The 14,682-nt window shown below is 42.8% G+C and carries 12 protein-coding genes; 3 read left to right on the forward strand and 9 right to left on the reverse strand.

The window, feature by feature from the left end:
* Nucleotides 1-130: 130 nt before the first annotated feature.
* Nucleotides 131-2,122, reverse strand: coding sequence for an AarF/ABC1/UbiB kinase family protein (locus RMY32_RS15775; protein ID WP_322711828.1), 1,992 nt, complete (start codon nt 2,120-2,122; stop codon nt 131-133).
* A 325-nt stretch (nt 2,123-2,447) separates the two neighbouring features.
* Between RMY32_RS15775 and recN the strand changes: the two genes are divergently transcribed.
* Nucleotides 2,448-4,196: a DNA repair protein RecN gene (gene recN / locus RMY32_RS15780; protein ID WP_322711829.1), complete on the forward strand. Its 1,749-nt coding sequence runs from the start codon at nt 2,448-2,450 to the stop codon at nt 4,194-4,196.
* Nucleotides 4,197-4,201: 5 nt separating this feature from the next.
* Here recN and RMY32_RS15785 read toward each other — a convergent pair whose 3' ends face one another.
* Both RMY32_RS15785 and RMY32_RS15790 read right to left on the reverse strand, forming a co-directional pair.
* Nucleotides 4,202-4,876 carry a VOC family protein gene (locus RMY32_RS15785; RefSeq protein WP_322711830.1) on the reverse strand — a complete coding sequence of 225 codons (675 nt, stop codon included), beginning with the start codon at nt 4,874-4,876 and terminating at the stop codon, nt 4,202-4,204.
* 139 nt (nt 4,877-5,015) lie between these two features.
* Complete coding sequence (locus RMY32_RS15790) at nt 5,016-5,207, reverse strand: Dyp-type peroxidase domain-containing protein (protein WP_322711831.1); 192 nt, start codon at nt 5,205-5,207, stop codon at nt 5,016-5,018.
* A 659-nt stretch (nt 5,208-5,866) separates the two neighbouring features.
* Between RMY32_RS15790 and RMY32_RS15795 the strand changes: the two genes are divergently transcribed.
* Nucleotides 5,867-6,925 carry a trypsin-like peptidase domain-containing protein gene (locus RMY32_RS15795; RefSeq protein WP_322711832.1) on the forward strand — a complete coding sequence of 353 codons (1,059 nt, stop codon included), beginning with the start codon at nt 5,867-5,869 and terminating at the stop codon, nt 6,923-6,925.
* A 41-nt stretch (nt 6,926-6,966) separates the two neighbouring features.
* A complete protein-coding gene (locus tag RMY32_RS15800) occupies nt 6,967-10,248 on the forward strand; it encodes a tetratricopeptide repeat protein (protein ID WP_322711833.1) in 3,282 nt (1,093 codons plus the stop codon).
* Nucleotides 10,249-10,291: 43 nt separating this feature from the next.
* Here RMY32_RS15800 and RMY32_RS15805 read toward each other — a convergent pair whose 3' ends face one another.
* The 6 genes from RMY32_RS15805 to RMY32_RS15830 form a co-directional block, all read right to left on the reverse strand.
* Nucleotides 10,292-11,560 (reverse strand): MFS transporter, encoded by a 1,269-nt coding sequence (locus tag RMY32_RS15805; RefSeq protein WP_322711834.1) that lies wholly within the window; start codon nt 11,558-11,560, stop codon nt 10,292-10,294.
* Nucleotides 11,526-11,999, reverse strand: coding sequence for a MarR family winged helix-turn-helix transcriptional regulator (locus RMY32_RS15810; RefSeq protein ID WP_100902601.1), 474 nt, complete (start codon nt 11,997-11,999; stop codon nt 11,526-11,528). Before RMY32_RS15810 ends, RMY32_RS15805 begins: the two co-directional genes overlap by 35 nt.
* A gap of 19 nt (nt 12,000-12,018) precedes the next feature.
* The gene (locus tag RMY32_RS15815; RefSeq protein ID WP_322711835.1) at nt 12,019-12,873 is read right to left on the reverse strand and encodes an ABC transporter permease; all 855 of its coding nucleotides are present in this window, start codon (nt 12,871-12,873) and stop codon (nt 12,019-12,021) included.
* Nucleotides 12,830-13,681 (reverse strand): ABC transporter ATP-binding protein, encoded by an 852-nt coding sequence (locus RMY32_RS15820; RefSeq protein WP_322711836.1) that lies wholly within the window; start codon nt 13,679-13,681, stop codon nt 12,830-12,832. The genes RMY32_RS15815 and RMY32_RS15820 overlap by 44 nt, the downstream gene beginning before the upstream one ends.
* Before the next feature lie 246 nt (nt 13,682-13,927).
* A complete protein-coding gene (locus tag RMY32_RS15825) occupies nt 13,928-14,416 on the reverse strand; it encodes a DUF3368 domain-containing protein (protein ID WP_322711837.1) in 489 nt (162 codons plus the stop codon).
* Nucleotides 14,413-14,658 (reverse strand): UPF0175 family protein, encoded by a 246-nt coding sequence (locus tag RMY32_RS15830; RefSeq protein WP_100903255.1) that lies wholly within the window; start codon nt 14,656-14,658, stop codon nt 14,413-14,415. Before RMY32_RS15830 ends, RMY32_RS15825 begins: the two co-directional genes overlap by 4 nt.
* Nucleotides 14,659-14,682: the final 24 nt, after the last annotated feature.

Below are 14,682 nucleotides of genomic sequence, written 5' to 3' on the forward strand. Positions count from 1 at the left end.
CGTTGGGAGAGCTAAACTCCCCTCTCCTTGTAGGAGAGGGTAGGGGGAGAGGTTCTTCGAGGATTACTGGATTGGTGTTCTAGAATGAATGATTTATGAGTTAAATAAAGTTTTTAACTCATAACTTTTATTAAGATGCCAATAATTGCCGAATTAACCTGGCCACAGCTTTCTGCGTGAAGCGGTTGACAATTTGTTGACCTAAACGTTGTACATCTGAATTTACCAATAACTGAGTAATTTGGGATGTAATTTGCACTGGGTCAAAGCCTCTTGTTTCTCGGAGAATACCTAATATACGTTTTATATGCTCGAAGGTTTGTTGTTGCTCAACTGTAGCTGCTGGAGTTTTATTAACTGCTGTCAATCCTACCCGTTCTCGTAACAAGGAGGTAAAGTTATGTAAAACATTTTTCCCGAAAGCATCGAGTCCGTTAACAGATTCATCTACTAGCTTGTCACGAATAAAAGCACCACGTTCAGATGATAGAAATTCTATCCCTTGATTTAGCAATAAATTAAAGTCGTAGTCTTGACTATTACGCGCATTTTTTAACAAGTTTTCTAAGCGATTCCAGCGAAATCTGCCATCTTTAAATAGCAAATCTTGCAATGATGCTCTTAATTGCGGTGCTGGGTCTGTTAACAGACGTTTAGAAACGTAGGGATAAGCTTCGCTGAGAACTTTAAAGTTTGGATCTATATATATTGCAATACCTTCGAGCGTCACCAGGGAACGAATAATTAAAGCGTAGTAGGGCGGTACGCGGAAAGGATACTCATACATCAAGGCTGATAGTTCATCGGTGATGCTTTTAATGTTGAGTTCGGCAACGCTGGCTCCTTGGGCATCAGCAAAAACTCTGGCAAAAGCTGGGATAATTGGTGTTAAATCGGTTTCTGGTGATAAGAAATCTAACCTCACGTAGTCTTTTGCTAATCCTTCAAAGTCGCGGTTGACAACGTGGACGATCGCTTCAATCAAACCATAACGCTGTGGTGGCTTAATCTCGCTCATCATCCCAAAGTCGAGATAAGCTAATTTGCCATCGGTTGTCGCTAACAAATTACCAGGGTGGGGATCTGCATGGAAAAATCCATGTTCTAGCAGCTGGCGCAGGGAACACTGCACACCCACTTCAATGAGATAACGAGCATCTATCCCTTGGGCACTAATTTCTTCTGTCTGGGTTAATTTAGTGCCGTTAATCCACTCCATCGTCAGGACGCGACGATTGGTGTATTCCCAGTAAATTTTCGGTACGTATACGTCTTTTATATGACCATATAACTCGAAAAATCGCTCGGCATTTTCACCTTCATGGATGTAATCCATTTCTTCAAAAATGCGATCGCCTAATTCATCAAGAATCCCAACTAAGTCACTTCTTACCCGTTTGACTTTTTTCTGCACCCAAGCGGCGAGGTTACGCAAAATATACAAGTCAATGGTGATTCCCTCTCTTAAGTCGGGGCGTTGAACTTTAACAGCGACTTCTTCACCAGTTTTTAGCTTACCTTTATACACTTGCCCCAATGAAGCCGCAGCAATTGGCTGCGCCGAGAGTTCGGCGTAAACCTCTTCTGGAGGTGCGCCTAATTCTTCTTGAATAAACTGGTAAGCAATTTCGTTGGGAAAAGGCGGTAATTGGTCTTGTAATTTAGTTAATTCTTCTAGGTATACGGGAGGAACTAGATCCGGTCTGGTGGATAAAGCTTGTCCAATTTTGATATAAGCAGGCCCTAATTGGGTCAGCAATACTCGTAGCTGAGTGGCTCGGCGGCGGTCATTTTTGACGACAATTCCCCGTTTACTATCTGACCACAATCCAAACACAAAGGATAGAGTTGGCCGCAACACGGCAAAAATCCGCCGTAAAACTTGTACTTTTCTATTTTGATAATGTGCCGCTATGCCCACGGGATCGTAAAGCGTCTCAGGTTGGGCTGCTGTTCTCACCTTTTGGGCTGCTAAGAGTCTTGGTGAGCGTACAACTAACGTTGATGTACCATCTTCTGGCACTACATCAATAACGTCGGGTTCGTCGCCTCGGCGATTTGTGCCGTTGCGACTATCCTCCTGAATCGGTCGGGAACTAGGGGGAAGTGTCTTAACAATCATGAAGAAGGCCACCAGTCAGAACGATCACATTAAGTATTGTAACAATATGTTTAGAAATTGGGAATTGGGAATTGAAAGAGGCAGAGGGGCAGGGTGCGGGGGCAAAGGGGAAAATTCTCCCTTGCTTCCTGCTTTCGTTCGACTACGCTCACGGCAAGCTTGCTCCCTTGCTTCTTTCCCTGCTCCCCACTCCCCACTAGTCTGCTACACTTAAACGGGCATACTAGTTCAATAGTATTAGGTATTGCTAGTTGCTCAAAGATGAGACTTATTATCCTGTAAATTAGAAGTATCCGGCATCTGCCCTCATGGAGAATTTGGCTTGATGTTGCTTTGCTTGCGAATTGAAAACTTTGCCCTAATTGACCAATTGGAATTAGAATTTGGCGCGGGACTAAATGTGTTAACAGGTGAAACCGGCGCTGGAAAATCGATTATCTTAGATGCCATTGATGCTGCTTTGGGCGGTAAAGTCTCTAGTAGAGTCATTCGCACGGGGACAAGTCGGGCGATGGTAGAAGCTACTTTCACCTCAAACCCTCCCCTAGCCGCTTGGTTGACCGAACAAGAAATAGATTTGCTTGATGAAAATTCTGTAGTCATTAGCCGAGAAATCACAGCCACTACGAGTAATGTCCGCAGTCGATCGCGGGTGAATGGTGTGTTGGTAAATCGGCAGATCATGGCAGGAATGCGCGATCGCTTGGTGGAAATCACCGCCCAAGGTCAAACTGTACAAGTGGGACAATTTGCCCAAGTCCGCGATTGGTTGGATTTATATGGGGGTGACTCCCTGATGCAACAGCGTCATCAAGTCGCCGCAAGCTTCAGTGCTTACCAACAGGCGCATTTAGCACTAGAAAAACGCCGGACATCGGAACGGGAACGATTGCAACAACTCGACTTGCTTACTTATCAAGTGCAGGAATTGGGAGCAGCGAATCTGGGCGAACCTAATGAATTGGAACAGTTGGGACAAGAACGGGAACGCCTGAATCATGTCGTCGATTTGCAACAAATGAGTTACAAGGTTTATCAGGCTTTGTATCAAAACGATCATGAAACTCCCGCCGCAGGTGATTTATTGGGAGACAGTGAGGCGACATTAAATGACATGGTGGAATACGATAACCAACTACAACCTCTATTGGAGTTGGTACGGGAAGCGCAAGCTGCGGTAATGGAAGTGGGAAGGCAAATTAATGCTTATGGAGATGGTTTAGAAGCAGATCCGCACCGATTGGAAGAGGTGGAAGAACGGATTCAGGAATTAAAGCAAATTTGCCGCAAGTATGGGCCGACACTAAAAGAAGCGATCGCTTATTACCAACGTATCCAAGGGGAATTAGCCCAACTTAACGACAGTGAACAATCTATCGAAAAGTTAGAACAGCAAGAAAAAGCGTGTTTTGAGAAACTTACTCAAGCAAGTAATCAGTTAACTCAATTGCGGAGTAAGGCGGCTGCTAATTTAGAATCGCGTTTGATAGCTGAACTCAAGCCCCTAGCGATGGAAAAGGTGAAATTTCTGGTTGAAATATTACCAGCTTTCCCAACTGCGATGGGAGCAGACAAAATTACCTTTACATTTAGTTCCAACCCCGGTGAACCACTGCAACCTTTAACAGAAGTTGCCTCTGGTGGCGAAATGAGCCGTTTTTTACTGGCGCTGAAAGCTTGTTTTTCTCAAGTTGATGTAGCCGGGACATTGGTATTTGATGAAATTGATGTCGGGGTTTCGGGAAGGGTAGCCCAAGCGATCGCGGAAAAATTATACCAACTAAGTCAACGCAACCAAGTGTTATGTGTTACCCATCAACCTTTAGTTGCGGCAATGGCGGATCGGCATTTTCGCGTAGATAAGCAAACTATCAATCAAGGAAAAGGTAAAAAAGCCAACAATGATAATGCCGAACAGCGTACCGTTGTCAGAGTTACTACCTTGGATAATTTAAACACCCGTCGAGAAGAATTAGCGCAGTTAGCTGGTGGTAAATCTGCAACTGATGCGATCGCTTTTGCAGAATCTCTATTATTACAAGCTGCTAACCACCGTCGCGCGAAGGATACTTGACAAGTTTAGGCTGCCAATTCTGAAAGGCGTAAACCAGCGATATTCTCGCAGGAAAAAGTCTCTCTACCCATATGTCGGCGGCAGATTAGCTCTATAATTTGCCCTGCCCAGTTGCGGAAAAACCATTGGCACAAGGAACCATCTTCTTGAGGAGTCATAGACAGAGGAATAAAGCCTTTCTTCTGCCATGCCTCTGCTGCTGTATAGATATCATCAACAAGAATGGCAACGTGATGGACAGTATTAAAACCTTTCTCCTCAAATAAGCTGGCGATCTTTTCATCTGGCGCATTCGGCGCAAGCAGTACCAAAATCATGCCTGACGGCATTAAAGCTGAGAGAAAGTACATACTAGCATCTTCGGGCAATAGGTTTTGCTCAGGACAAAAATCATCAGGCCATTTTCCTGGCCCTTCTGTGATTTTGGCATCGTAGTCAATCAGAGTCTTAGCGTAGTCTGTGAGAGTGTCTGAATCAGGAAACAACAGTACATAGTGATCTACGACAACTCGTTCACCAAATAGATGTATGTAAAAGCATGAGTTTAAGAATTCTGGAGTCTTGCACTTTTGTTTATATAAGAGCAATCCGTCACTTTCCACAAAAGGCGACTCCTGATTTATCGAAGTCTCACCTAAGTTAAAACCTTTTGCAGCGTCTGCTGGAAGGTTATTGCTCATAATGCTCACCTATAAAAACGATCTACTATTTAAAATTGAGACTCAACAACAAGGCTTATATCTACCATCATAACTAAGATTACTTTGAGCCAATCTCAAGTGCGATCGCGGTAACTACTAGGTGGAAAAACTAGCGCAGTTAGCTGGTGGTAAATCTGCAAGTGATGCGATCGCTCAGAATTTGAAACAACCGCACCAAATCCGCTTTGGTTTTAGCTGTTGTGTCAAATGCCACCATCAGAGCCGAAGCCGGGACAGGGGTAATAATACCTGCTTGGTGAATACCAAAAAATGGCACAGTCTCTTCAGATGGGTCTTCAGCAGTTTCCAAAATACTGCGATAACAGCAATACCTTTGCCAAAATAAGAGCCTACAAAAATTTTGGCAAAAACGACAAAATGACTCATACAAGGTAGCTTGTCAGCTAAAACCCTTGATACTGCTGGGAATACCTGAAAAAATGCTTGCAGGAAACCTTGAAGGAATTTTTAGGACTTATTGTTTATGCCAAACCTTTGAGAACAGGACGTTAATATATCAACTCAGCCTCGTAAATTGGCGAAGGTATTGCCAATAAAAGAACTCCTGCAACCGTGAACAACGAGAGCCTCGACTTCTTAGAGAAATCGAGGATCTAAGTGTTGTAATTTTCACAAATAAAATAAAATTACTATATATCTCAATCGACAGTGTAATATGTGTGCGATCGCCTAGATGCAAATCTTGAAGTTTAGTATGCGGTTCGTTTAATAAAGATGTCGTCGGGGCAATTCGTGAATTATGCCCATTTGTCAAGCCAGATTTATATAAATTTAAATCAGCTTACCCTGCAAATTGCAGCATAGTTTAGAAGTCAAGAGTCAGAAGTAAAACAGGCTTTATATCTGCAACTCAAAATGCCTTTAATAGAAAAAGGGTTAAATTTATTTATAGTATAAATATATAGCTGAGTAACCTGGTAAAGGTTTTGAGCTGCGGAGCATTAGACAATGATCAATTTAGATATCGACGATCGCAAGTCCTTAATTACCTTGCTTAAGGATCTACCAGAGTTAGCAACAGAGCGATCGCGTCTACAAATCCTGGAATTGGCTGGTCTGAAGCAGTTGGCACCCATGATCGATCTGTCGGGTGCTTCCTTTGTAGCAGTCAGTGAAATTGTTAGCTATCTATCAAACTATGGGCGTTTAACTTATAGTCATAAGGTACTAGGGCTATTTCTCAACACTCTCAAGGGCTTTGTAGGGGTTCAGCAGCAAGAATTCCTGAATGGGTTGCTAACAAAGTACGACATGATGACACCGATCGCCGCACTCCCTGATATTGGTCAGTGGAAAGGTGGAGAAACGACAGCAGATGTTCTGGAACAGATTATTGGCGAAAATACGCTACGCCCCATTGCCTTTTTACAAAGAGGACAAGAGGTCGCGCGATCAGTTGCTTATATTGGAGTCCAGTCTAGTTATGAGCGTTGGTCAGGAACAGGCTTTTTAGTGGCTGAAGATTTATTGCTTACAAATAATCATGTTTTGCCGAGTTCAGATTTATTATTAAATTCCATATTTCGCTTTAACTACGAAGATGATTTTCAAGGACATTCTCAGCCTAGTCAAGAATATCACGCAAAGCCTAGTGGATTGTTCCATACCAATCAGAATCTAGACTATACCCTGGTTCAACTTGATGGGGAACCTGGGCAGAAATGGGGATGGTTGCCCTTATTATCAAGAAATATCAAGCGCAGAGAGCGAGTGAACATCATTCAGCATCCAGCAGGACGACCCAAAGAAATTTCCTTTCAAAATAATTTTGTTGAGTATATTGGAGGCAATGTAGTGCAGTATGTTACCTCTACCCTAAACGGCTCTTCTGGATCGCCAGTCTTAAACGATGGATGGGAGGTTGTTGCCCTTCATCATGCAGGTGGTAATATCCCTGAACCCACAACCCAGAGACGTTACTTTAGAAACGAAGGTATAGTAATAGAGAGGATTTTAGCGGATTTGCCCTCAGAGATTAGAGAATTGGTGAATTTAGCAGCCAATTAGAAACTCAAAGTCTCAAATCCATTGACTAGGAAGCCTTTACGATGCCCTTGAAACCGGAACTGTTGAAGTTTTTGTCAGGAATCCCGAATATAGAAACAGTTCCGCAGCGTAAAGCATTATTAGCTACGCTAGGGTTTGATCGCCTAGAGAGCCAAATCAGCTACGAGGGAATTAAGCCTGTATTTTTTATTGGATTAATCGAACAGTTGCGCTCTGAAGGGCAGGCAAATCTGGTTTCTTTTTTAAGAAACCTAGTCGAGAGTGGTTGGATAGGGTTGGAGGACAGACTTATCCTTACTGCTCTTGCAGACAATGTTCAAGCGCTAACAACTGAGAAATGGGAGCAAGAGTTTTGGGGAGTTTCCAATACGGAATCCTCATCACATGTCCCTTTTTTTCTGCCACAGTCAGATACACCTAATTTTACAGGGCGTGAAGAACAACTCCAGCAACTAGAAGCACTATTACTAAATTTACAGGGTTCTAAAGTTTGTAGTATTGTCGGGGTATCTGGTGGTGGTGGTATTGGCAAATCTGCTTTAGCATGCCGCTTTGCAACGATTCATCAAGACCATTTTCCAGATGGAATAATTGGGTTACGGGTGGATGGTAAGGATGTGGATACTATTGCCCGTGAGTTTGTGAGACGTTGTGGAGAGAAACTAGATTCGGAAGATGATCGGGATGCAGCGACTCTGATGCAACAGGTGTTTGCTCACCGTCAAATGTTGCTGATATTTGACAATGCTGAGGAAGCAAGCATTAAAAGATTGCGCCCTGGAGGGACTCGCTGTGCAGTAATTGTGACGACTCGAAGACGGAATTTGCCTTTCTCTCTAGATATTGGAGAGCAGAAAACCATTGATTTACCCCCGTTGCCTGAAGCAGACGCGCTGAAATTGTTGAAGAAGATTTTAGGATCTGAGCGAGTTGAAAATGCTGTGGCGGCGACGAAGCGACTGGTGAAATTAGTTGGTAATTTGCCTTTAGCGTTGCAGGTGCTAGGCGCAGCATTACGAGGGCAACGTGAGCCTTTGGATGACTATACAAAAGCTCTGGAAGAAGAGAAAGATGAACTGTTTGAAGAACTCAAAGTAGAGGGCGATCGAGATCTCAACGTAGAAGTTTCATTGAATTTAAGCTTGAAGTCGCTTTCAGGGGATGAAGTTGATTTTTTTGCTTGCTTAAGCGTATGTGCAGCAGAAGGCTTTACTAAGCAAACAGCAATGGCAGCAACAGGATGCAAGAGGAATCTGCAAGCTCAACGTTGTTTGAAGAAACTTTATGATTTGTCACTATTGAATTATGTAGATACTGGAGAGAACCGTTTTGTGCTGCATCCGTTAGTGCGGGTGTATGCGGAGGCGTTGGCTCGCAAGCAAGAGTTGCTGGCTGTAGCACAAGAACGTCATGCCAAATTTTTTGTAGAGTGGCTACAGTCTGATGAATTGAGAGATGAAACTACTATTGCTGAAGTTGCCGCGAATTTAGATGATGTAATTCTGGCAGCACAGTGGTTGCAGACTAATGAAGCTGAAACAGCACAGAGTAAAATGGAAACCTACCAATTTGCTTTAAAGCTACAGCCATTATTTGAGCAGTATGGATACTGGCAAAAAGCAATCACCTTGATGGCACGGTTTCAGTTCTGGGCAGAGCAACTTCAGGATTGGCATACAGTAGTTAGATGCAAAATGCATGAGGCTCGCTACTGGTCTTTTGCAGAAGAATTTGAACGAGCCGAAGAAATTTTACATTCTGCACATACTGATCTGCAAAAGATAGAGGATCTAGATATTCGGAAAAAACGCGAAGCTAAAGTGCTCAATGTATTAGCTCGTGTCTTTCAGAAACAAGGTAAGAAAGAAGAAGCCATTCAAACTTTTAGATATCAAATTCTTATTGACGAAGTCCTCAATGACCAATCATCCCTTGTGATTGGATTGAACTGTTTAGGGGGATTACTCCAGCAACAGGGCAAACTAGAAGAAGCACAGCAGAGTTTTGAACGAGGAATTGCGATCGCCGAAGTCCTAAATAACCAATTTCAACTTGCGATTGGGTTGAACTGTTTAGGGGGATTACTCCAGCAACAGGGCAAATTACAAGAAGCACTGGCAATAGCTAGACGTTGTGTTGCTATTGAAACAGGACTTGGTGTTTCCAGAGGGCTAGCTATGGCATTAACACAAGTTAGTCAACTTCTGAAAGAAATAGGACAGGTTCCAGAAGCAATTACAACTCTTGAACGTATTGCTGAGATTGAGGAAGAACTTGGAAATCAACGAGGATTAGCCATCACACTTAATTCCTTGGCTACTCTGCCAGAAGATCATGGATATTTTGATCGGGTTTATAATACATTGCTGCGTATTTTTAGTATTGAAAAGAGGTTGAATAATCAAGAAAGAATGCTATTGACATTAAATAGCTTATGTTATGTAGCATTAAAAGAAGAGAAGTTTGATCTAGCCAATGAATATTACGATCGTGCTATTGAAATCTCAAAAGACTATGGTAACAAAGAAGTTTCAGATTCCATTTTGAATAAAATGGGGATATCAATTCACCAATATGGGAATTTTCTTTTGGAGCAACGAATGCTTATAGACAAAGCAATTGAAGTCTTAGAAAGAAGCCAAGAAATTTTTACCCATCTTAATGTTAATATTCAAGTAGCATGGGTGTTGCACAGCCTTGGTAGAGCTTGGAAATTAAAAGGGAAATTTGAAAAAGCCGAAATACTTCTTAAACATAGTCAGGAAATTTTTGAGGATAAAAAAGATTTGCCGGGTTTAGCCAAGGTCTTGAATACCTTGGGTGGTGTTTTAGAAAAACAACAGAAATGGAATGAAGCTGAAAAATTTCTCCGACAAAGTTACGACTTAGCTGTAAAACTTAAAGACCAACGAGGACAAGCCATCATAGCCAATAGTTTAGGTCAAGTTATGGCTCATCAAGAAGGGGAAAAAGCCTTTGAGCTTTCACAAATGTACTTTCGTCAAAGTATCAAGTTAGGAGAAGAACTTGACGATCGGCAACATCTTGCTCAGGCACATACAGCAATGGGACAAGCATTTTTAGCTCACGAAGTTTTTGATCGGGCTATTGAGGAATTATCTAAAGGCTTTGAAATTGATGAAAGTTTGTCTAATATTCGTGGTTTAAGAATTGTCACCCCTAATCTAACTTCTGCTTTAACTAAGTTAGGAAAACGAGAAGAAGCATTGGAGTATTGCGATCGGGCACTAATAATTGACCCAAATTCAGGAAATTTCTTGCGATTACGTGCCATCTTATTCTCCCAAGTTGAATTTGATTGAGATAATGTGAGAGATGCAATTTAGACAATATAGATCAAGACTTCTATTTATATTCCTGCAAAGCTCCTAATTTACGAATTCCCGGCCAAATCATAGCCGTAGCAATCACTACTACAATTGTGCCAATTCCACCACCTACAACAGAAATTACTGGGCCAAACAAGGCAGCAGTCAAGCCTGATTCAAAGCCCCCTAATTCATTCGAGGCACTAATAAACACGCTATTAATAGCAGCAACCCGACCGCGTAAATGATCCGGTGTTCTGATTTGAACTAATGTATGGCGAATTACAACGCTAATACTATCTAGTGCGCCACCAAGGATCAGCATCAACATAGACAGCCAAAAGGAACGAGAAAGTCCAAAGATAATTGTGACAACCCCAAAGCCAACCACTGACCACAATAAGGCTGGGCCCGCTTTGCGTAACGGTGGTAAATACGCCAGGGTAATGGCCATAGTCAAAGCACCGATGGAATGGGCTGCTTGTAAATATCCCAATTCCACTGGTCCCACATGTAAAATATCTTTGGCAAAGATGGGTAACAATGCGATCGCACCACCCAACAATACTGCAAACATATCTAATGTAATCGCTGCTAAAATCAACTGATTCTGCCAAACAAACTTAGCACCGGCTGCAAGTGCTTTAAATGAAATTGGCTCAGTTTTGCGGGTGACTTTTTGCTGTTTGATCGCCAGCGTTAAAATAAAACACAGTAAAGCTGCGATCGCTGCTAATACATAAACTCCTGTAGCACTTCCTAACAGCGCAATCCCAAATCCCCCAAAGGCTGGGCCGATAACAGCAGCTAATTGAAAGCTACTACTATTCCAAGTAGCCGCATTGGTAAAAGCGGTGACAGGTATTAATTGCCACATTAGAGCATCACTAGCAGGTTTGAGGAATGCTCTAGCGACACCTGTTAATACTAAGCAGGCGTAAATTAGAAAAATTGCACCCTGAGTATAGGAAAGTACCCCTAAAGCTAGCGAGCAGAGGGCTAGCAACATTACCGAGAGTAACATGGTCACTTTGCGATCGCGGCGATCGGCAACATCTCCGGCAATTAAGGTGAGAATAATCATCGGTAGGACTTGCGCCAGTCCTACACCGCCTAAAGCGATCGCTGAGTTAGTGCGCTCATAGAGTTCCCAGCCAATCGCTACAGTTTGCATTTGCGACCCCACGAACAGCACTAGCCGTCCAATGGTAAATAGCCGATAGTCTCGAAACTTAAAGGCTGCAAAGGGATCGTGTTGTGCAACCTCAAAGTTATGGGGCTTTGAGTTCTGTTTTCTCGAAGACATTTTTTAGTAGAGTTAAGCCTTCTTCAATGTTGGAAATTTGGTCTTCTGAAAGACCTTTGAGCAGATCGCTAATATGAGCGCGAGTTTGATCTTGGGATTGCTTGAGATGGTGTTTTCCATCTTCAGTTAAATTGAGCAGCACCCGCCGCCGCTCTTGAGGATGAGCAATCCGTTTCACGAAGTCGCGTTGTACCAGGCGTTCTATGGTTGCTGATGCCGTGGCAGAGGTGACACCTAAATGCTCTGCTAAGTCAGATAATGAAGCACCAGGATTCCGGTTGATAAATGCTAGCGATCGCAATTGAGGTATAGATAAAAAAGCGGCACTATGGGCACGCATATCCGCTCGGATAAACCGCATCACTAATGGAACTGTTTCCATTACTCTAGCGGCACATTCTTCGGAAGTTGCACCTTGATTAGGTTTATCCAAGGTCATGGGCTTGTTGTTCTCCTAGTTACATGGCCACCCGTGGATAAAGTTTTCCACCAAAGATGGCCAAAATTATTAATGTTAATAAGAGAATTGTACAATCCAGACCAAAGCCATAGATGCTAGTGCCGTTTAACAACATGGTGCTGCGTAACCCGTCAACCAGATAAGTCAACGGATTTAAATGGGAAATGAACTTTAACCAACTGGGCATCAACGAGATCGGATAGATGGCATTGCTAGCAAAAAATAACGGCATGGTTAACAATTGTCCAATACCCGTCATCCTTTCTCGGCTTTTCACCAAACAGCCAATAATTAATGAAAAAATACAAAATGAACCTGCCCCCATTATGACTAGCAGCAGTACTTGAAGAATAGCTAGGGGATGAAGATTTAGTTTGACACCTAATAAAAATGACAATCCGTAAATGAATATTACCTGAGATAAGCACCTCACCCCACACGCAAGGGCTTTGCCCAACACCATCGCCACGCGAGGCGTAGGACTAGCTAAAAATTTATGTACAATCCCTAAATCTCGCTCCCAGATTAGCGTCATTCCACCACTGAAAATTGCCACAAACAAAATACTCTGAGCCAAGATGCCAGCAGAAATGAAGTCCAAATAGGGTAAGTTGCCTGTTGGAATCGCGCGAGTCCGGGAGAAAACTTGTCCAAAGATTAAGAGCCATAATGCTGGTTGCACAGCCCGAACGACTAAATCAGTGGGATCGTGGCGGAGTTTACGTATTTCCAATTCAGCGATCGCCAGGGTTTTTGTAACTAGCTCTTTAATTGCAGAGATCAAATTTACTCGGACGGTGGGTGGTGCTTTAACCCAACCGTTGAGCAGTACGTCTGGTTCTTGCTGTGTCACGGTAGTTGACTCCTGATGTTAACTGGTCGCCTGTATAGTGAATAAAGACATCATCCAAAGTTGCATTTGGGTTATCTAAAGAAGCTTTTAAGTCGCTTGGTGTACCTGTAGTAACGACTTCACCTTGCTGCATAATCGCCACTCGGTTACACAGACTATCCGCTTCTTCTAAAAAGTGGGTTGTTAAAAATATAGTTGTGCCGTAATCAGCACAAAGTTGTAGTACAAGTTGCCATACTTGAGTTCGAGCGATGGGATCTAGTCCGACAGTCGGCTCATCAAGAAACAGAATTTGGGGTTGATGTAGAACTGATATGCCAATTTCCAGCTTGCGGATCATCCCACCAGAGTAGTTTCGTACCAAGCGTTTCGCCGCATCTTGCAAATCCATATATTCTAGAATTTCATAGATGCGGCGATCGCGTCCTTTGGCAGGTATTCCATACAGCTTGGCGAAGATTAAGAGATTTTCGTAACCCGTAAGACTACCATCAGCAGACAGCGCTTGGGGGACATAGCCGATAGCCCGTCTCACAGGATTAGATTGACGAGCCACGTCATAGCCAGCTAAGGTTGCTTTCCCTGCACTGATAGGCAGTAAGGTTGTCAACATCTTAAGAACTGTACTTTTCCCTGCGCCATTGGGGCCAAGCAGTCCAAAAACTTCGCCTTGTTCCACAGATATGCTCAGGTTGTTAACTGCCGTGAACTTCCCAAAACGGCGTGTGAGTCCCTGAGTTTCCAAAATTAATGGTTTTGGTTTGCTAGGAGGTTGCGATCGATTTATTTTTCCTGTCAGTATTGTCACAAGTTTGATGCACTTCTATTAATTAGTAAATCTAACTATTAGCTTCTCAATAGATTTACCAGAAGTCAATAGACTTCTGGCGGAAATTTGAATCAGAGTAAAAGGAAACTCAGTATAGTGACGGCGAGGTTATTGATGGACGAAGTATCAGTGAAAAATTGACCGCAAACACTTGCTAGGATAGTCAATAGGTGAAGAAATGTTCAGAATGCCTACTGCTGCTCAGTTAAAAAGTCTATGCCGCATTTAATTTTCATCAACAAGCTGCAAAACCCTCATATATAAAGGTTCCGCCACCCAGAATCCTGCTTGGTTAATCAGAGCATCTAACAAAGGTTTCACAGCAAAAATCAGCTTTTGACTTTTAGCTTCAACCAAAATCCCTAAAATTCCTGTGTAACCAAGATTTAGCCTAGCTGCAACCATGCGACCACGACGTTCATCAATCAAAACTTGATCTGCTTTCATTTCTAGTGCTAGAGCGATCGCTTCAGCTTCACCAATATCCAGTTCATTGCTGAGTGCTTCAACCAATGTTCTATCTTGAACTGGACGAGTTTGAATCCAGATAAAAGTTTGGACTTCAATTGTACCCGCAACTGGAAAGTTGGGATCAGTCAGTTCTCGGTAGACAGCTTCAGGAATTAGGACTGTTCCGTAAAGCTGTTGTAGTAAATGAAGATGGTTAATGGCGGCGAGGTTATTAATGGGTGAAGTATCACTGACAACGATCACAGTCTACCCATCGCCCGCAAGTTTTCTATATCTTGGTCAAAATCCTCGACCCCATAATGCACTGAAATTTGACGACTTGCGAGTAAATGCTGAAATGCTATACGATTCATGCCTGCAAATCGGCTGGCTTGAGCAAGGGTTAACTTTTCTTTTTGAAAGAGCATCACCGCAATTTCCTGCTTCATTTCGCCTTCAGTCATCCGAGTTGCGGTTAATATTTCATTAGGAATGACGACGCTCATAATTATAATCCTCTCTATCACTAC

The sequence above is a fragment of the Nostoc sp. ChiSLP03a genome (assembly GCF_034531215.2).
GTDB lineage: Bacteria > Cyanobacteriota > Cyanobacteriia > Cyanobacteriales > Nostocaceae > Nostoc.